This is a genomic window from Mycetocola zhujimingii, from assembly GCF_003065425.1.
GTDB lineage: Bacteria > Actinomycetota > Actinomycetes > Actinomycetales > Microbacteriaceae > Mycetocola_A > Mycetocola_A zhujimingii.
On the sequence record NZ_CP026949.1, the window covers coordinates 3001338 to 3018293 of the forward strand.

Here is a 16956-nt window from a genome sequence, read left to right on the forward strand (position 1 = left end):
CTATGGCGCTGCCGCAAACTCCAGCGACGGCTCATCGTCGACCGAGAGCGACAGGAAGGCCGTCTCGATCACGTCGTGCTCCTCGATCGACCGCTCGATCCGACGCAACCGTCCGGCGACTGACGACTCCGCCGCATCACCGGTCAGGTCCACCGCCGCGACGAGGTAGAGCCGCTCCGGCCCGACAAACTCGAGGTGCAGGTAAGTCACCCGCTCGATATCCGGCGAGTCGAGGAGCGCACGACCAGCCGTATTGCGGAGCGCCAGCGACGAATTCGCACCGACCAGGAACCGTCGGTTCCGATCTATCAGGATGATCGCGACCACTCCGAGAAGCACACCGATCAGGATCGACCCGATCGCGTCGAAGATCGCGTCACCCGTCACCTGGTGAACAATGATGCTCACCGCGGCGATCACCAGTCCGGTCAGGGCGGCAAAGTCCTCGAGAAAAACCCCGCGCAACGTCGCATTCGAACTCGTCAGCACGAACCGCACCGTCGGCATCCCGTTCTTTCGGGCGTCTCGCCTCGACTGCATCACCGACTGCGTGAACGACACTCCCTCGAGCACAAACGAGACAGCCAGCACAATGTAGGCGATCTCCGGGCTGTCGACCGGTTCAGGGTTCGTCAGCTCCGAGATACCGTGTGTTACCGAGACGACAGCGCCGGCAGTGAAAATCCCGACGGCCGCGAACAGCGACCAGACCCACGCTTCGCGTCCATACCCAAGCGGATGCGTGGCGTCTTTCTTCCGAGCCGACCTCCGGTCCGCGATCAGCAGGAAGATCTCGTTGCCGGCGTCTGCCCAGGAGTGTGCGGCTTCCGCGACCATGGACGCAGACCCGGTCAGAACAGCAGCAACCGTCTTCGCGACAGCGACGAGGATGTTCATGAGGAACGCGATGATGACGGTCACGGAGGAACTCCCCTCGGATGGTTGACGGAAGACTACGCCCGGCGTTCATCAGCGGTAGAGCCTGACGACGGGGTTGCGACATGCTCGCGCCAGGGACCGGACTCGCCCAGTGAGGGGTCCGAGCCGAGGAACAACGCCCGGTGGGCACCTCTCCCCTCGCCGATCGCGCCCGCGGTGGGGCAGACTCTCGGTATGACGAACCTCCCGCCGAGTCCGTACCATCCCGCGGATTCCGCGCCGCAGAACGCACCGCAGAACCCGCCGGCGTACGGCGCTGCACCGGATGCCGGGCAGGGGCAAAGCCCGTACGGATACCCCGAACCAGCAACGGGAGCGCCAGCACCCAATCGGGGCAAACCGGGACTCGCCGCCCTGGTGCTCGGAATCGCCTCGGTGGTGACCGCGTTCATCCCGATCGTCAACTTCCTGTCGTTCCTGCTCGGCATCGCCGGCATCATCTGCGGAATCGTCGGGCTCCGGCGCGCCCAACCCGAACGGCGCCAGGCCGTGTGGGGGACGGTGCTCTCGGCCGTGTCGATCGCCCTCGCGGTTCTCATGATCGTTGTGTACACGTTCGGGTTCATCGCCTATGTCGGCAGCGAACTGGACAAGTCGTACAACAACGATTCGAGCTCGAGCAGCGAGCCAACACCGCCGCCGGCCGAGTCACTCGCGCTCGGCACCCCGATCGAACTCATCGACCTCGCGGGTCAGCCGGCCTACGAGGCGACGCTGTCGGCATCCGTTCTCAACGCGAACGACCAGGTGCTCGCGGTCGCGAGCAACACCGAACCGCCCGCGGGGATGAAGTGGGCGATGGTGACCGTCGATGTGACAGCGCTGTCGAGCGTGCACGTCTCCCCCGCGATGGATATCGCTGTCGGGTACGTCACGTCGAACGGTTACGAATTCAGCCCGCTTGACCTGTATGCGCTCGCCCCCGAGCCGAGGATCGAGCTGCTCACTGACCTCGCCGAGGGCGAGAGCGGAACCGGGAACGTCGTGATCGCCATCCCGGACGACAATTCTCTGGGCGGATACTGGACGCTGTCGTACACCTACGACGACGCCGAAACCGATCCGTTCTACTTCGCGGTCGAGTAGCCCGCCCGGGCTTCACGGTGCGCCGTTTACAGGCCGCCGAAATAAAACGATGGCGGATGCCGCCACCCGCTGCCTATGATCGACCGGATGAATAATCCTCAATCGCCATCGGCCGCTCCGGTGACCGAACAGGACATCGGCAACCTCGCACCACAGCTCGCCAACTACCGCTCGTACTGGCTCGGCTGGGGTGCCGAAAGCACGCGCGACGACTCCGTCACCTGGACCCGCAGCGGCATTGCGCACCCGCGGCTCAACGCCGTGCTTCGCGTTCAGGACAGCGACCCCGAGTCCACCCTCGCCGCGGCCACGGAACACTTCGCCGGCGTGCCCTGGCTCTGGGAGCTCGGCGACGACACCGACCCGGCGATCGAGAAGCACCTGCAGGAGCGTGGCATCCGACAGGTCGGTACAACCCCGGTGATGGCCTTGGGGCTCGGCCGCTTCGCCCTCGGCGACATCCCCGCCGACCTCACGATCGAACCGGTCAGCCCGAACGGCGACCTGGGCGCATGGGTCGACGGGTACGCCGCCTCCATGGGTGTCTCTGCCACCGCACGCGAGAGCGCGATTGAAGCGGAAGGACTGAGGCCGTCCGACGGTTCGCTCGAACGTTTCATCGGCATCATCGACGGACGCATCGTCGGCACCGCCGAACTCCTGGTCAGCGACGGCGTCGCCGGCATCTACCTCGTGGCAACGGATGCCGCCTTCCGCGGCCGCGGAATCGCCACGGCCCTCACCGGATGGGCGCTAAACGTCGCACAGGAGAAGGGACTCCGGGTCGCGACCCTGCAGGCGAGCACCCTCGGGCAGCCGGTCTACGAACGCATGGGCTTCACGGTTATCAGCCACCTGCGTTCGTTCAAGGTGTGATCAGGAATGGTTCTCTTCGCCCTGGCGATTCCGTAAGCGCCGGACGGTCCTGAAGCGACTGATCCGAGAATTCGCGAGAGCCTGTTCGACCCGCTGCCCGCGTGCGGGGCGCACACCGCGGCATCCGTTCGCTGAATTCTGTAAACGGATGCCACGGCGGCGACCTGCTCGCGCCTGAGACGGCGCTGGTTAAACCGCGAAGTTCAGCTTGGGAACCGCCCGACCGGCGATCATCTCGGCCCGCGGAACGATTCCACCGTCGATGGCTTCAGGCTGCGGAGTGACCCAGTACTGGCCGTCAGCGACCTGCTCGAAAACGCGACGCGCGTGCTCCACAGCGGTGATGCCCTGGGTTTCGGCACGCTGCTGCAGGCCGTCGTTGAATGCCTGTGCCTCGGGGAGGGTGCCGCCATCCTTGGCCGAGACGAAGATGTCGCTCTTCACCGAATCGGGCATCACGACCGAGACCTGGATCGGCGCTTTCATCATCTGGAGTTCGTAGTGCAGCGACTCGGTCAGCGCCAGCGTGCCGAACTTGGTCACTGAGTATGGCGACATCAGCGGGCTCGGGAACAGCCCACCGATCGAAGAGACCTGGAGGATCCACCCGGGGGTACCCTGCGCGAGCATCCGCGGCACGAACGCGCGGAGAGCGTTGACGTAACCTCCGATATTGATCCGCAGCATGGCGTCCCAGCGCTCGGCCGGGATCTCCCAGGTCCACCCCATCGCCATGATGCCGGCGTTGTTGATCAGCATGTCGACGTTGCCGAATCGCTCAACCGCGCGCACGGCGAGAGCCTCGACTGATTCGTCGCTCGACACATCGGTGACAACCGCTTCGACCTCAACCCCGGTGGCGGTCAGCTCGTCGGCCAGCGCCAGAAGGCCCTTCTCCGAGATATCCGCGAGAACGAGACGCATCCCCAGGCTGGCGGCATGGCGAGCGAAACCCTCGCCGATTCCCGCAGACGCGCCAGTGATGACGGCGACCTTGCCGTTGAACGATTCTGCTTCTGGTGTCGAACTCATGAGAAACCTCTTTCCGGCCACAGAACCCTGCGGCGACATTTGTGACGATTGGGCGCCTCCCGAAGGAACGTGGCCCAGATGGTTGCCTGAGGCAACCATTATTAGACTGAGTCTATGAGCACAGACGACGAAACCGAATTACTGTCGTCGTTGATCGCGTTCATCACCGCCTGGACGTCGGTGCGGACCCAGGGCCGGATCGCGGCAGAGGTGGGCGTGGCCATTCCTGAGAGCGATGTTCGGGCGCTCTTCACGCTCGGAATGTTCGGAAAGCCGGTTCGTCCGGCCCAGCTCGCTGACGAACTTCAGATCACCCGGCCGACGATGAGCAAGATGATCGGCCGGCTGGAAGAATCAGGTCTCGTCACACGGTCGGCCTCAACGGATGACGCGCGCGGCACGCTCGTTTCACTCACGCGGGCAGGCTCGGACGCATACGCCCGCATCGCCGAAGCCGCGGAGTCATACGTGCATGCTGCGCTCGACGGTGTTCCGCCGGGAACGGCACAGACGATCAGCGGCGTGATGCGGCACCTGATCGACGAGCTCCCCGGCCAGACGGACACCGCGCGCGGTCGCTAATCGCCCGCGGACGCCGCTCCTCGGCGGAGTAGCCGACGGCCCCGGGTCACCCCGTCGCGCGACGCTTCTCCAGCGCACCCGCGAACAGGATCGCGACGATGCCGGCGGCCGGGGCAATAAGCAGCCCTGCCCTGAGGCTCTCGTTCTCGGCGATGAATCCGACGAACGGCGGCGAGAGCAGGAAGCCGATCCGTAACAGCCACGACACGATCGTGAGGGCCATGCCCGCACGGATGCCGGGGAGTTCGTCAGCGGCGTGCATCGCCGCGGGGATCAACGTGGCGGTCCCGAACCCAGCGGCGGCGAAACCGAGGATGGTGCCGGGCACACTCGGGAACGCGAGAGCCAGGCCCATGCCGACCGCGGTGATCAGCCCGCCGGTGCGGGCGACGGCGCGCTGACCGAACCTGTCCACCATCCCGTCGCCGATGATCCGTCCGATGAACTGCGCACCGACGAGTGCGATGAAGCCGAGCGGGGCAACCGCCGCGGCCGCACCGAGGGAGTCGGCGAGGTACAGAGTCGCCCAGGTGTTGCCCGCATCTTCGGCGACGGCCCCGGCCATTGCGACAAGAGTCAGCATGGCGAGCATGGCGACGGTGCGGCCAGAGACACCTCGGCGCCCGGCGGCCGGCGCAGCCGGCCTTTCGGCGGACCCTGCCTCGTCCAGCTCGTCGAGTTCGTCGTCGCGACCGGGGAGGCAGAACCGGCGTGCGGTGAGTGCGACGGCCGCGAACAACGCCGTGGAGATGCTGAGGTGAACGCCCACGGGGATGCCGAACGCAATAGCCGCTGCGGCCATGCACCCACCGAGTACCGCGCCGATCGACCAGATCGCGTGGAACGCATTGATGATCGAGCGGCCGTACCGACGCTGGACACGCAGTCCGTGAGCGTTCTGCGCGACGTCGGTGATGGCATCCGATGCCCCACCGACGAACAGCGCCAGGCCGAACAGAATGACCGTCGGCGACAGCCCGGCCAGCAGCAGGGCGATGCCGGTGAGAACCGTGCCCGCCACGGCGATTTGGGCGGAGCCGAGCCGGCGGATGAGCACGCCCGCTGCGAGACCGGCAGCGATCGCCCCGGCGGGGTACGCCGCGACGGCGATCCCGTAGGCGGCATTGTCGAGCCCGAGGGCCGCCTTGATTTCGGGATACCGCGGCAGGATGTTGGCGAAGAGCGCGCCGTTGGTGAGAAAGAGCGCTGACACAGCCCGCCGTGCACGGCGCGCAGCGACGCCGGGGTCGCGGCGAGCGTCAGGGTTGGGGTCGGGGTCGCGGCTCGCGTCGGTCGTGGATGTCATCGGCACGGTCGCAGCCCGCGCAGCGCCGGGCAGGCCCGGTCAGTCAACGGTGGCGTCGAGGGTGACGGGGATGTTGCCGCGGGTCGCGTTGGAGTAGGGGCAGATGGCGTGCGCCGCCTCGACGAGGGAGTCTGCCGTGGCCTGATCGACACCGCCGAGCTCGATGTGAAGCGCGGCCGAGAGGCTGAACCCGCCGCCGTCCGTGGGCTGCAGTCCCACTTCGGCGATAACTGCCGAGTCGGTGAACGTGATCTTCCGGGCCGCCGCTGCGGACTTCAGCGCGGAGTGGAAGCACGACGCCCAACCGGCGGCGAAGAGCTGCTCGGGGTTCGTTGCCCCGCCAGGTCCACCCATTTCGGCGGGGATGGCCAGGGTCACGTCGAGGAGTCCGTCGCTCGAGACCGTGTGCCCTCCGGCGCGGCCGTCTCCGGTCGAGGTAGCGACTGCGGTGTAGATGGGGTCTGCCATAGGGATGCTCTCCTTCGGTGGTTCAAGAGTGTGACCAGTATTCCGTATCCACCCGAGCGACTGATGCGCTGAGGCCGCCGGCCGCGATGATCCGCGCCGCTGCGGTCGCAGAGCTGCGGCCATCGATAGGATCTTCAGCGTCTGCACCTGCTCGGTGAGCTTATTCCCGAGCAGCCCCCTGCCTTACTGCCCCGAAGGACAACGATGACCACCTCCACGTTCCAGTACGCGCCCCGTTTTTTCGTCAAGCAGCGCCTCACCATGATGGTGAACCGCTACGAGATAGTGGAGGCCAACCCCGACGGGTCCGAGGGCCGGATCTTCGCGATCGCACAGCAGAAGCGGATGGCGATGAAGGAGCAGGTCACGTTCTACGCCGATGAGGCCAAGACGATGCCGCTGTTCGGCTTCAAGGCACGCCAGGCGATCGACGTTGCCGCGTCGTACGACGTCACCGCCGCTGACGGCACGATCATCGGATCGTTCCAGAAGGACTTCGCCCAGAGCCTCCTGCGGACGTCGTTCCACCTGCGCGGAGCGGGCATTGAGGCATACGGCCAGGAACGCAACCAGACCCTCGCGATCCTTCGCCGGTTCATCAACCTCCCGCTCGCGCTGCACTTCGACTTCATCGACCGCGCCACCGGCGCACCGGTCATGACGAGTGAGCGCCAGTTCAGCATGCGCGACAAGTACACGGTCACCGTTCCCGACCAGCGGGTCGACTTCCGTCTGGCCGCGGCGATGGCCGTTGGTCTTGACGCCCTGATGCAGCGCTAGCTTTCGTGCCGCTCTGCCGCAGCATCCGTTTTCTCCACAGAATCCGGATGATGCGGCAGACTCGACGCATGACGAACCTCCCGCCGAGTTCTGACGGTCCTGCGGACTCCGGTCCGCCCAGCCCCTATCGCGCCGCCGATTCTGTGCCGACCGACCCGACCGCGCCGGTGCGGTCAGCCGTGCCCGAGGACCCAGCCGGGTACCGGCCGTACGCGGGCGGGAGCTCAAACCAGCCGGCTCAGCAACCCGTATATCCCTCGTCCCCGCAACTGCCGCCGTACCCTCAGACATTCCAGCCCCAGCAGCCGCAGTTCAACCAGGCGCCGCAGCAACAGCAGCCGCACAACCAGGCGCACTACAGCTACCCCCAGCAGCAACCGAACCCGTACGGCCCGGCCCAGCCCGCGGCGTACACCAGCAACGGACCCGGCCTCACCTCGTTCATCATCGGCATCGCCGCCATGCTCATCGCGATCCTGCCCGGGATGACCTTCGGCGCGACCCTGCCCGGCGTGATCGGCATCGTCTTCGGAATCATCGGGTTGGTGTTGCCCGGGCGTCCGAGGCGGCAGGCGCTGTGGGGCCTTGTGCTCTCGGGGACGTCGATCATCCTCGGCATCATTCTGGCCTTCGTCTACGCGTTCGGTTCCGTTCTCACGTTCAACGGCTCCCCCTTCTAGGTAGGTCTTAGTACCCTCACTGCGGCGCTCTGCGAGGGTCACACTCGCGGTATGACAAATCCACCGCCGAGTCCGTACGGTTCCGCGGGCGAAGGAAACAACCAGCAACCGCCGTACCCGCCGCAGCCGCCGTACAACGCGTCGCAGTTTTACCCCCAGGATCAGCCGCACTATGGGTACGTCCCGGTAGGGGGCCAGGGATCACCGAAACCCGGAAACGGCCCGGGGCTTGCCTCGCTGATCATCGGCATCGTGTCGATCGGAGTGGCGTTCATCCCGTTCGCGAACTTCCTGTCGTTCCTGCTCGGCGTGACGGGCATCGTGCTCGGCATCATTGGCCTCGTGCTTGCCGACCGGCCACGCGGACAGGCGATCTGGGGAACAGTGCTCTCCTTTGTGTCACTGGTCTTGGCGGCGGTGATGATCGTCGCGTACACCTTCGGCTTCATCTTCGCCATCGGTGAGGCCGTCGACGAAACACCGCGCGCCCGCCCCGGGATCACGGCAACGCCCGAACCGCGTGCCACCGTAGAGTCGCTCACCCTCGGCTCCCCCGTCGAGTTCGTGGACACCGACGGTGAGACCGTTTATCTGGCGACAGTCACGGCATACGACCTCGACGCCACCGACCTCGTGCTCGCCGTCGAAGGCAACCCGGTACCGCCAGAGGGTATGAACTGGGCCATGGTTTCCGTCGCAGCGGCACCGCGCGCGCAGGCTGGTACCGACCCCGGCGAGGAGATAACCGTCGAGTACCTTGCTGCCGACGGCAACGAGGTCTACAGCGCCACCGACGACCTCAATGCCGCACCCGACCCGGACTTCACGGATTTCACCGACGTCGCCCTCAACGAGACGGTCGTTGGCAACATCGTGATCCCGATTCCGAGCGACGATCCCGGCGGGGGTCTGATCGCGCTGAGTTACTCCGGCGCTGAGGGCACCGACGGGCCGTACTACTTCGTGGTCGACTGACGTCAACCGGCGGCTGGGCGAACCTTCACCGGCGAGCGGCGGCGGGTCAGCGCCACTCCGACGAGACACAGGATGCCGCCGACGATTGCAAGCGGCACCGGGAGTTCGCCGAGGAAGATGACCCCCATCAGAATGGCGAGCGGCGGCACGATGTACGTCGAGATCGTGAGCTGGCCAGCGGGCACCCGCGACAACGCGTACGCCCAGGTGCTGAACGCGATGGCGGTGGGCACGGCACCGAGGTAGACAACGCCGAGGATTGAGCTGGTCGGCGCCTGCTGCAGGTCGGCGAGAAGCTGGCCGCTGAACGGCAGACATGCGATCGTACCGATGGCGCAGCCGAGCCAGGTCACCTGGCCGGCGGGCAGTCGCTTGAGCGCGGGCTTTTGAAACAGCACACCCGCCGCGTAGGTGACGGCGGCGAGGAGCGCCCAGAGCACCGCGATGCCGTCGATCCCGCCGTTGGCATTGCCCGCACCGACCCCGATCAGGATCACGCCGATGAAGGCAACGCCCGCGCCGATGGCGAGCCACTTCTGCAACCCTTCGCGGAGAAAAAGGCCGGCGCCCAGAGCGACAAGGATTGGCGCAAGATTGACGATCATCGCTGTCGTGCCGGCGTCAAGAGTCTCCTCGGCCGTGTTGAGCGCAATGTTGTACGCGCCGAACCAGGCGACGCCGAAACCGAGGATGAGCAGCCACTCCCGACGGGTGGGCGCCACCCATCGGCGTCCGATCAGCAGGAAGCCGAGAAGCACTGTGCCGACCACCAGTCGCAGCAGCGACATCCCGCCCGGGGTGAAGTCCGGTCCAACGCCGCGGATGACGATGAACGCGCTCGCCCATGCGACAAGCGTCACCGAAATGGCGATGAGCACGAGCGGACTCAAGCGTGTCGGGCGAATGGCTGTGGGAGGCGTGGTCACGCCCCCAGCGTAGGTGCGGGGGTCGGGGCGCGCAGCCGCCACAGGAAGATCTGGCAGAGACCCGTCGGAGGTTGGCCGAGTCCGGGACCGAGCGATGCGTCACCCAAGGTCGACGCTGGCACGCCACCCCTGTCCGAGGCCGACCCTGTTGCGGGTCTACCCGAGCCGATGCCGTTCTGCCACGCTGACGCGATGACCTCGCTGTTCCCCGATGAATCCATCGCCCTTGGACCCGCAGCGCATCCTCGCATCACCGAGACGAAGCCAGAGGCGGCCGTAGGGCCGGCGGCGAGTACCCCGGACCTCCGGCACCGCGCACCTGCGCAGTCACTCATTCTCGAACTCGCGGAGCGACGTGCGACCGCAGCGACCACCGGTCCGCCCAAGCGAGGCCGGAAACGCCCGCCGATCACCGAGGACGAACGATCCTGGTTTCTTGGCGCCCTCGGCGAGCGCAAGGTAGCCGCTCTTCTCAGCGCGCTCGGCCCGGAGTTCACCGTGCTTCATTCCGTCCCCGTTGGCAAAGGCGACAGTGACATCGATCACGTCGTGATCGGGCCGAGTGGGGTCTTCACCATCAACACGAAGAACCACACAGGTAAGAAGGTCTGGGTCGGCGGGCGCGCCATGCTCATCAATGGCCATAAGGTCCCGCACATCCGAAACGCAGCGTTCGAAGCGCGCCGCGCTGGAAAGCTCCTCTCCGCCGCATCCGGTCTCACTGTTCCTGTCACCGCGGTTATCGTCGTGGTGAATGTTGCGTCGCTCACCATCCGCCACGAGCCCGAAGCGGACGGAGTCCGTCTGCTCGTGATTCGCGATTCTCAGCTGCTCGGTGCCGTTGCGACCCGTCCGGAGTTCAGTGCCGCGCAAGTCCAGCAAATCGTGGATGCGGCCATCCAGCCGAAGACGTGGCACAAGTCACCGGTCGATGATGGCGACATGTCTGAACACCTTGCTGCATTCGACGGCCTGGTGGAGGACTTCACGCGCCGTGAGAAATCCTTGAGTCGACGAAAACTGCTGTGGAGACTGGCCGCAGCTTTCATGCCCTTCGTGGCGATCTATGCGGGTCTCAACCTCCTGCTCAACGTCCTCGCGGGCTAGCCAGCCGCTGATCGGTCCGACAGTACGTCGACCTCACTCCGAGACGCCGGTCCCGGGCCTACCGCCGGCCCCACCCGGTGAGATCGAGCAGCCGAGTGGCAACCTCCGGAGCCGTAAGACCGTCCGTGTCGATTCGGTAGACATCAGCGGACGCTTCGGCATCGAGTCGCAGCGCGGCTGCGGCGCTCCGCTCGAGGTGTCGACTCAGCGAGTCGCCCTGCTCCCGCATCCCCAACCGGACCTCGACCGACCCGGTGCCCGCCCGCAACAGCACACCGGTGGCGTCAACGTCTCCCCCGAGCGCTGCGCTCAGCTGCGGCAGCTGGAGCACGGAGACCGTGTTCGTGTAGATCAGCCGCCGGTAACCGAGGGCACGGTAGTTGGCCCACATTGCGCCGAGGTTGGCCTCGGCGAGCTGGGCATCGGGATGGGTTCGCCACGCTTCGGGGTGCGCGAGGTCGAGGTTATCGCCCTCGATCAGCGCGTGCTGGATGTCACGCTCAACCAGCAGGTCGTGGAGCGCCAGGGCCACCGTCGACTTGCCGACACCCGAGCGACCGCCGAGAAAGAGAGCAAAGGTGGGTGACGTCATCCGTGAATGATGGCAGCAGTCGCGGTCAGCGCGCGAGCAACTCGCGCAATGCGGCGATGATCTCGGCCGGCGCCTCTTCGGGCATGAAGTGGCCCGCCGACAGGGTGCGGTGCTCGAGGTCCGGCGCCCATGCTTGCCACAGTCCGGCGGCGTCATAGCCCAGGGCAGTGCCCCAGTCCTGCTGGATGGCGGTCACCGGCATGGCGAGGGTGTGCCCGGATGCCCGGTCCGCTTGGTCGTGCAGCACGTCGATTCCAGCGGATGCCCGGTAGTCGGCGACGATCGACGGCACGGCCTCACGGGAGGCACGAAGGTACTCGGCGCGGTACTCGGCCGGGATTGCGTCGGGTGTGGAGACCCAGTCGTCGATGAACGACGCGAAGAAGGTGTCGGCAACCGCCGAGATCATCGGTTCGGCCACGCCTACCGGCTGCGCCATGAGGTAGAGGTGCCAGGCCACCTTTGCGTCGACTCCGTGCAGGATGTCCCACATATCGAGGGTCGGCAGCACATCGAGTGTCAGAAGGTGGGTCACGACCCCGGGGTGGTCGAGACCCGCTCGGATCGCGACGAGTGCTCCACGGTCATGCCCGGCGAGAGTGAACGTCGCGTGGCCGAGAACGCGCGCGACCTCGACGACATCCGCCGCCATCGTTCGCTTGGAGTAGGTGTCTTCGTCGACTTCGGCCGGCTTGTCGCTCGCGCCGTAGCCACGAAGGTCAGGGCAGATCACCGTGTGATCCATCGCGAGGTCAGCGGCGACGTGTCGCCACATCACGTGCGTCTGCGGAAAACCGTGGAGGAGCACAACGGCGGGGCCCGAACCGGCCACCGCGACGTTGAGTTCGACGCCGTCCGCGGTCGGGATCCGGTGGTAGTCAAAGCCGGGGAGTGAGAGTGTCATGGCACGTCCTTCTGATTGGTGACGGTTCTACGATGAGCCGTCCCGATCAGCGCTCGATCAGCCGCCGTCAGGGATGGCATAGAGTGACCGGGTGAGTGAGCCGCGCATCAGTGTCTTCGGACCGGTGGCGGCCGAGATCGACGGCACCCCGCTCCGACTGTCCAAGTCGCGGCACCGCGAGATTCTCGGCATCTTCATCACCGCACGCGGTCACAGCGTGTCGACGGCCGCGATCATCGACGACCTATGGGATGAGCCGGGCACGAACGCGGTGGGCGCCGTCCGCACCTTTATCGGTGAGCTGCGCCAGTTGCTCGAACCGCAGCGCCAGCCACGAACCGCGCCGCGTGTGCTCGTAACCGTCGGCGATGGTTACGCGCTCCGGTTGAGCCCCGAATCCGTCGACGTCTGGCGGGCAGAGCGTGCCATGGCCGAGGCGGCAACTGCCGAACCCCAGCGGGCCGACGCGCTGCTGACGCACGCGCTGCAGGAATGGCACGACGAACCGTTCGCGGAGTTCGCGTCCCGACCGTGGGCACAGGCCGAACGGGCACGGCTCTCCGCTCTCCGCGCCGACGCGGTCGAGCGGCTGGGCGACGCCCGCCTTGCTCTCGGTCGCGCTGAGGAGGTGGTCCGCCTCCTCGATTCGCATGTCGTCGCCTACCCCTGGCGTGAGGCCGGCTGGCGGATGCTTGCCCTCGCCCTCTATCGGACCGAGCGTCAGGCTGAAGCGCTGGCCACCATCCGGCGAGCGCGCGAGCATCTGGCCGATGGCCTGGGTCTCGACCCTGGAGCGTCGCTCGCCACCCTCGAGCGGCAGATCCTGCGCAACGATCCGGCCCTGGAACTGCCCGACCGCAACCGGTCCCTGCTGTTGCGCACGGCATCCGCCCACTCACGAACCGGCAGCCGCGCCCAGCTCGAGAGCGCGAGCACCCTGCTGCCAGGACTGGCGGTTTCGGGCGGGCTCGATGTCGCCGCGCAGGAGCGCATGGCGGCCATTGCGGCGGCGGAACAGTTCGGCGACTCCGACCTGACCGCCCGAATCGTGGGAGGGTACGACGTTCCGGGCAGCTGGACCCGGTCCGATGACCCTGCGCAATCGGCGCTGATCGTCGAGGCGGCATTGCGGATGCTTTCACAGCTGCCGGAAAGCGCGTCAGGTCGATCACGCGCGCGGCTGCTCGCAACCGTGGCGATGGAGTCGCGCGGAACCGCCGACCGGGGTGCCGAGGCGCGCGAAGCCGAACGACTCGCCCGGCGAATCGGTGACCCCTCCCTGCTGTGTTTTGCCCTCGCCGCCCGCTACATGCAGAGCTTCGAGACGGCCGGTCTCGCGGGTGTGCGCGAGCGCATCGGCGCGGAGATCATCGAGATCGCGCGCGACGCCGAGCTGCCGACGTTCGAGATCCACGGGCGCATCATCCGCATGCAGGCGCTGTGCGCCCTCAACGACCTGAGCGCCGCATCGGCGGAAGCTCGGGCGATCGACACCCTTGCCGCCCGTCATGAGCGCCCGCTGGCGAGGGTCTTTCCGGCGTGGTTCCGGTGGACCTTCGCCGCGGCATCCGAGTTGCCGCCCTCCGGCGAGGAGATGCCCGGTTTCTCCCGCGGGCTCCCGGCACTGGCCGCTGTGACCGCGGTGCTGCGGCGCGATCGGTCTGCCAGCGAGCTTCCCGACGGTGATTTCGGTCCGTACGAACCCTGGATTCGGCCCCTCCTGCTCGCGAGAGCTGGGCAGCAAGCCGAGGCCGCAACCGCTCTCGATGCCGTGCCGGACCCGCCACTCGATTTGATGCTCGAGGTGTCGTGGTCGCTGGTGGGGCTGGCCGCAATCGAGGTCGGGCATGCCCCCGCGGCCGAGCGCGCCCACAGCGCGCTGCTTCCGGCGGCGAACGAGCACGCCGCTGGCAGCGGAGTGGTCAGTCTCGGACCGGTCGCGGACATCCTCGGTGAGCTCTCGGCGATGCTCCGCTCCGCCTGAGGCGACAGGAATGAGCCTTGGACCTGACCTGCCTATTGCGCTTAGCTTAAAAGCTAAGTAGTTTAGCTACATGACACATCAACTCATAACGCGCTTCCTCCAGCGCGGCACTCAGGGGAGGATTGCCTACGACGTTCGGGGCAACGGGCCGCGGGTCATACTCGTACCCGGCATGGGCGAGCTTCGATCCACCTACCGGTTCCTAGCCCCCGCACTCACCGACGCGGGCTACACGGTTGTCACCACAGACCTGCGTGGGCACGGCGAGAGCGACGCGTCATTCTCGAGTTACGGTGACGTCGACACGGCCGGTGACATCGCCGCCCTGCTTCGCGAACTCGGTCCGGCAATCGTTGTCGGCAGCTCGATGGCGGCGGGTGCCGCGGTCATCGTGGCGGCGGAGCATCCTGAGCTCGTCAACGGCCTCGTGCTGATTGGCCCGTTCGTGCGGCAACCGGTCGCCAACCCGCTGCAGACTCTCCTCTTCCGGCTCCTGATGGCCCGCCCGTGGGCAGCGGCGGCATGGAAGGCATACATGCCCACCCTCTACGCCGGTGCCAAGCCGTCGGACTTCGCCGAATACCAGCGCACGGCAATCGCGAGCATCAAGCGCCCAGGCTACGCACGCGCGTTCAGCCTCACCACCCGCACCGACCACGTGCGCGCTGGCAAGAGTCTCGCGGCGGTGTCGACGCCAACCCTGGTTGTCATGGGCGAGAAGGACCCGGACTTTAAGAACCCACGGGTCGAAGCGGAGTGGATCGCGCACACGTTGAAGGGAACGTCCGTTATGGTTCCCGAAGCCGGTCACTACCCGCACTCGCAGCAGCCCGACCTGGTTTCGGCCAGCATCCTGGACTTCCTCCGGACGGTGACCACCCGTGCCTAGGGCTGGACTGGATGAGGCCACGGTCATCGACCGTGCCGCCCAGATCATCGATGACCCTGCAGCCGACGGCCTGAATCTCGCCGTCCTGGCCGAGAGTCTCGGCGTGCGGGCACCTTCCCTCTACAAACACGTCGACGGGATGCCCGGTCTCTACCGGGGCATCACGTTGCGCGCGAAGACGGATCTCGCGCGCGCGCTCGGGCAGGCTGCGATCGGACGCTCACGGGACGACGCCATCCGGGCGCTCTCCCTCGCCTACCGGAAATGGGCGGTTGAGCATCCCGGGCAGTACCCGCTGACGGTGCGATCGGCGCCAGCGTCCGAGGATCCGGAAGATTCGCGCGTGTCGTCGGTTCTCGTTGAGGTGATCTACGACGTCCTTGCCGGTTACGACCTCCAAGGAGACGATGCGGTGGATGCCACCCGGTTCCTTCGGTCGGCACTCCACGGTTTCGTCGACCTCGAAACGCGGGGCGGTTTCCAGCTGCCGGTAGACAAGGAGCGGAGTTTTGCTCGGCTCGTTGAGAGCGTCGTTACGGCGCTGGCCTCCTGGTCGGACGCGTAAGCGCCCGCCGAGTCGCGCCTTGCCGACGCGACCGGCGGCATCCGCTCGTCACATCGTAACCGGCGGCATCCGCTCGTCACATCGTGAGCAGGATCTTGCCCGTGTGCCGGCCCGAATCGAAGTGCTCGTGGGCCTCCGCGACCCGGTCGAGCGGGTAGCGCGCCTCGACGGCGGTGCGCACGGTGCCCGTCTCAACGAGCGGCCAGACGTGCGCGGCGACCTCGGCGACGACCCGCGCCTTCTCCTCGATCGGCCGGGAACGGAGGGTCGTGCCAGCGACGCTCGCGCGGCGTGACATCAGCAGGCCAAGGTCGAGTTCGGCCTTCGCTCCACCCTGCAACCCGATTACGACCAGGCGCCCGCCGAACGCGAGCGCGCGCACGTTGCGGTCGAGGTATTTCGCGCCAACGACGTCAAGAATAACGTCGGCTCCGTGCCCGCCGGAGATGTCCAGCATCCGCCGGGCGAAGTCCTCATCGCGGTAGTTGATGCCCGCTTCGGCACCGAAGGTACGGCAATAGGCGAGCTTTTCGGCGCTGCCGGCGGTGACCACCGGCCGGGCGCCGAACGCTGCGACCAACTGGGTCGCCATCGTCCCGATGCCACCGGCACCGCCGTGAATCAGCACCCAGTCACCCGCCGTGACGTGCGCAGTCATGAAGAGGTTCGACCAGACGGTGCACGCCACCTCGGGCAGTGCTGCAGCGTCGACGAGCGGGATCGCAGCGGGCACCGGCAGCACCTGGCCGGCGGGCACCGCCACATACTCGGCGTAGCCACCCCCGGCGAGTAGGGCACAGACCTCGGCGCCGACCCCGAACGCGTCAACGCCGTCACCGAGTTCGGCGATCGTTCCGCTGACCTCAAGGCCCGGGATAACGGATGCCCCTGGCGGCGGCGGATAGACGCCACGTCGCTGCTGCACGTCGGCACGATTGAGCCCGGCGGCTGCAACGCGAATGAGCACCTCACCCGGCCCGGCGACCGGGCGTGGACGGTCGACGACGCGGATCACCTCGGGTCCGCCTGCGCCCTGGTACTCGACGGCTTTCATCAGTTCCGGCATGGCTGCTCCCGTTCGTGTGTGCGCACGTTGGGCCCTCGCCACCCGGCGAGCGCTCTCTCCATCGTGTCACGCGGGCCGCCGGCATCGGACAGGCCAACCGCCTCTGTCGCGCGGCGATCGGAGCCGAGCACAGTTGGGTCGGGGCCGAAGCTGAGCCCCCGAGACCCGCCGTCAGTGCCGAGACGTTTGTCCCGGCATC

The 16956-nt window shown here is 66.9% G+C and carries 18 protein-coding genes; 10 read left to right on the forward strand and 8 right to left on the reverse strand.

Translation table 11 applies throughout. The features are described 5' to 3' along the window. Window positions 1–921: a cation diffusion facilitator family transporter gene (locus C3E77_RS14355; protein WP_108392576.1), complete on the reverse strand. Its 921-nt coding sequence runs from the start codon at window positions 919–921 to the stop codon at window positions 1–3. Window positions 922–1113: 192 nt separating this feature from the next. On the opposite strand from C3E77_RS14355, the gene C3E77_RS14360 reads away from it, so the two are divergent. Further along, window positions 1114–2025, forward strand: a complete 912-nt coding sequence (locus C3E77_RS14360; protein ID WP_108392578.1) for a DUF4190 domain-containing protein — start codon at window positions 1114–1116, stop codon at window positions 2023–2025. Window positions 2026–2112: 87 nt separating this feature from the next. Then, window positions 2113–2901, forward strand: a complete 789-nt coding sequence (locus C3E77_RS14365; protein ID WP_162925033.1) for a GNAT family N-acetyltransferase — start codon at window positions 2113–2115, stop codon at window positions 2899–2901. Between the two features lie 189 nt (window positions 2902–3090). Here the strand turns inward: C3E77_RS14365 and C3E77_RS14370 are convergent, their stop codons facing one another. Continuing rightward, window positions 3091–3933: an SDR family NAD(P)-dependent oxidoreductase gene (locus C3E77_RS14370; protein ID WP_108393410.1), complete on the reverse strand. Its 843-nt coding sequence runs from the start codon at window positions 3931–3933 to the stop codon at window positions 3091–3093. 114 nt (window positions 3934–4047) lie between these two features. On the opposite strand from C3E77_RS14370, the gene C3E77_RS14375 reads away from it, so the two are divergent. Further along, window positions 4048–4515: a MarR family winged helix-turn-helix transcriptional regulator gene (locus C3E77_RS14375; RefSeq protein ID WP_108392582.1), complete on the forward strand. Its 468-nt coding sequence runs from the start codon at window positions 4048–4050 to the stop codon at window positions 4513–4515. Between the two features lie 46 nt (window positions 4516–4561). On the opposite strand, the gene C3E77_RS14380 is transcribed toward C3E77_RS14375, so the two are convergent. After that, window positions 4562–5821, reverse strand: a complete 1260-nt coding sequence (locus C3E77_RS14380) for an MFS transporter (RefSeq protein ID WP_108392584.1) — start codon at window positions 5819–5821, stop codon at window positions 4562–4564. Between the two features lie 39 nt (window positions 5822–5860). Beyond that, window positions 5861–6289, reverse strand: coding sequence for an organic hydroperoxide resistance protein (locus C3E77_RS14385; RefSeq protein WP_108392586.1), 429 nt, complete (start codon window positions 6287–6289; stop codon window positions 5861–5863). A 204-nt stretch (window positions 6290–6493) separates the two neighbouring features. Between C3E77_RS14385 and C3E77_RS14390 the strand changes: the two genes are divergently transcribed. The 3 genes from C3E77_RS14390 to C3E77_RS14400 all read left to right on the forward strand — a co-directional run bounded on the left by C3E77_RS14390 (window position 6494) and on the right by C3E77_RS14400 (window position 8724). Further along, a complete protein-coding gene (locus tag C3E77_RS14390) occupies window positions 6494–7069 on the forward strand; it encodes an LURP-one-related family protein (protein WP_108392588.1) in 576 nt (191 codons plus the stop codon). 68 nt (window positions 7070–7137) lie between these two features. Continuing rightward, window positions 7138–7749 carry a DUF308 domain-containing protein gene (locus C3E77_RS14395; RefSeq protein ID WP_162925034.1) on the forward strand — a complete coding sequence of 204 codons (612 nt, stop codon included), beginning with the start codon at window positions 7138–7140 and terminating at the stop codon, window positions 7747–7749. Window positions 7750–7800: 51 nt separating this feature from the next. Continuing rightward, window positions 7801–8724: a DUF308 domain-containing protein gene (locus C3E77_RS14400; protein WP_108392592.1), complete on the forward strand. Its 924-nt coding sequence runs from the start codon at window positions 7801–7803 to the stop codon at window positions 8722–8724. Between the two features lie 2 nt (window positions 8725–8726). On the opposite strand, the gene C3E77_RS14405 is transcribed toward C3E77_RS14400, so the two are convergent. After that, window positions 8727–9650, reverse strand: coding sequence for a DMT family transporter (locus C3E77_RS14405; RefSeq protein WP_108393412.1), 924 nt, complete (start codon window positions 9648–9650; stop codon window positions 8727–8729). 192 nt (window positions 9651–9842) lie between these two features. Here C3E77_RS14405 and C3E77_RS14410 point away from each other — a divergent pair, with 192 nt between their 5' ends. Further along, complete coding sequence (locus C3E77_RS14410; RefSeq protein WP_108393414.1) at window positions 9843–10757, forward strand: nuclease-related domain-containing protein; 915 nt, start codon at window positions 9843–9845, stop codon at window positions 10755–10757. A gap of 58 nt (window positions 10758–10815) precedes the next feature. Here the strand turns inward: C3E77_RS14410 and C3E77_RS14415 are convergent, their stop codons facing one another. Then, window positions 10816–11349 (reverse strand): adenylyl-sulfate kinase, encoded by a 534-nt coding sequence (locus tag C3E77_RS14415; RefSeq protein WP_108392594.1) that lies wholly within the window; start codon window positions 11347–11349, stop codon window positions 10816–10818. Window positions 11350–11374: 25 nt separating this feature from the next. Further along, the gene (locus tag C3E77_RS14420) at window positions 11375–12253 is read right to left on the reverse strand and encodes an alpha/beta fold hydrolase (protein ID WP_108392596.1); all 879 of its coding nucleotides are present in this window, start codon (window positions 12251–12253) and stop codon (window positions 11375–11377) included. Between the two features lie 91 nt (window positions 12254–12344). Between C3E77_RS14420 and C3E77_RS14425 the strand changes: the two genes are divergently transcribed. The 3 genes from C3E77_RS14425 to C3E77_RS14435 all read left to right on the forward strand — a co-directional run bounded on the left by C3E77_RS14425 (window position 12345) and on the right by C3E77_RS14435 (window position 15691). After that, the gene (locus C3E77_RS14425; RefSeq protein WP_108392598.1) at window positions 12345–14237 is read left to right on the forward strand and encodes an AfsR/SARP family transcriptional regulator; all 1893 of its coding nucleotides are present in this window, start codon (window positions 12345–12347) and stop codon (window positions 14235–14237) included. A 70-nt stretch (window positions 14238–14307) separates the two neighbouring features. Continuing rightward, entirely contained in the window at window positions 14308–15126 is an 819-nt protein-coding gene (locus tag C3E77_RS14430) for an alpha/beta fold hydrolase (RefSeq protein WP_108392600.1), read from the forward strand. Further along, a complete protein-coding gene (locus C3E77_RS14435) occupies window positions 15119–15691 on the forward strand; it encodes a TetR/AcrR family transcriptional regulator (protein ID WP_108392602.1) in 573 nt (190 codons plus the stop codon). The genes C3E77_RS14430 and C3E77_RS14435 overlap by 8 nt, the downstream gene beginning before the upstream one ends. Before the next feature lie 76 nt (window positions 15692–15767). Here the strand turns inward: C3E77_RS14435 and C3E77_RS14440 are convergent, their stop codons facing one another. After that, window positions 15768–16745 carry an NAD(P)H-quinone oxidoreductase gene (locus tag C3E77_RS14440; protein ID WP_108393416.1) on the reverse strand — a complete coding sequence of 326 codons (978 nt, stop codon included), beginning with the start codon at window positions 16743–16745 and terminating at the stop codon, window positions 15768–15770. Window positions 16746–16956 lie beyond the last annotated feature (211 nt).

Coding starts and splice junctions, on each gene's coding strand:
- C3E77_RS14420 (WP_108392596.1), bottom strand. CDS start 12,253: ATGACACTCTCACTCCCCGGCTTTGACTACCACCGGATCCCGACCGCG.
- C3E77_RS14390 (WP_108392588.1), top strand. CDS start 6,494: ATGACCACCTCCACGTTCCAGTACGCGCCCCGTTTTTTCGTCAAGCAG.
- C3E77_RS14375 (WP_108392582.1), top strand. CDS start 4,048: ATGAGCACAGACGACGAAACCGAATTACTGTCGTCGTTGATCGCGTTC.
- C3E77_RS14365 (WP_162925033.1), top strand. CDS start 2,113: ATGAATAATCCTCAATCGCCATCGGCCGCTCCGGTGACCGAACAGGAC.
- C3E77_RS14380 (WP_108392584.1), bottom strand. CDS start 5,821: ATGACATCCACGACCGACGCGAGCCGCGACCCCGACCCCAACCCTGAC.
- C3E77_RS14400 (WP_108392592.1), top strand. CDS start 7,801: ATGACAAATCCACCGCCGAGTCCGTACGGTTCCGCGGGCGAAGGAAAC.
- C3E77_RS14385 (WP_108392586.1), bottom strand. CDS start 6,289: ATGGCAGACCCCATCTACACCGCAGTCGCTACCTCGACCGGAGACGGC.
- C3E77_RS14360 (WP_108392578.1), top strand. CDS start 1,114: ATGACGAACCTCCCGCCGAGTCCGTACCATCCCGCGGATTCCGCGCCG.
- C3E77_RS14440 (WP_108393416.1), bottom strand. CDS start 16,745: ATGAAAGCCGTCGAGTACCAGGGCGCAGGCGGACCCGAGGTGATCCGC.
- C3E77_RS14370 (WP_108393410.1), bottom strand. CDS start 3,933: ATGAGTTCGACACCAGAAGCAGAATCGTTCAACGGCAAGGTCGCCGTC.
- C3E77_RS14410 (WP_108393414.1), top strand. CDS start 9,843: ATGACCTCGCTGTTCCCCGATGAATCCATCGCCCTTGGACCCGCAGCG.
- C3E77_RS14395 (WP_162925034.1), top strand. CDS start 7,138: ATGACGAACCTCCCGCCGAGTTCTGACGGTCCTGCGGACTCCGGTCCG.
- C3E77_RS14430 (WP_108392600.1), top strand. CDS start 14,308: ATGACACATCAACTCATAACGCGCTTCCTCCAGCGCGGCACTCAGGGG.
- C3E77_RS14415 (WP_108392594.1), bottom strand. CDS start 11,349: ATGACGTCACCCACCTTTGCTCTCTTTCTCGGCGGTCGCTCGGGTGTC.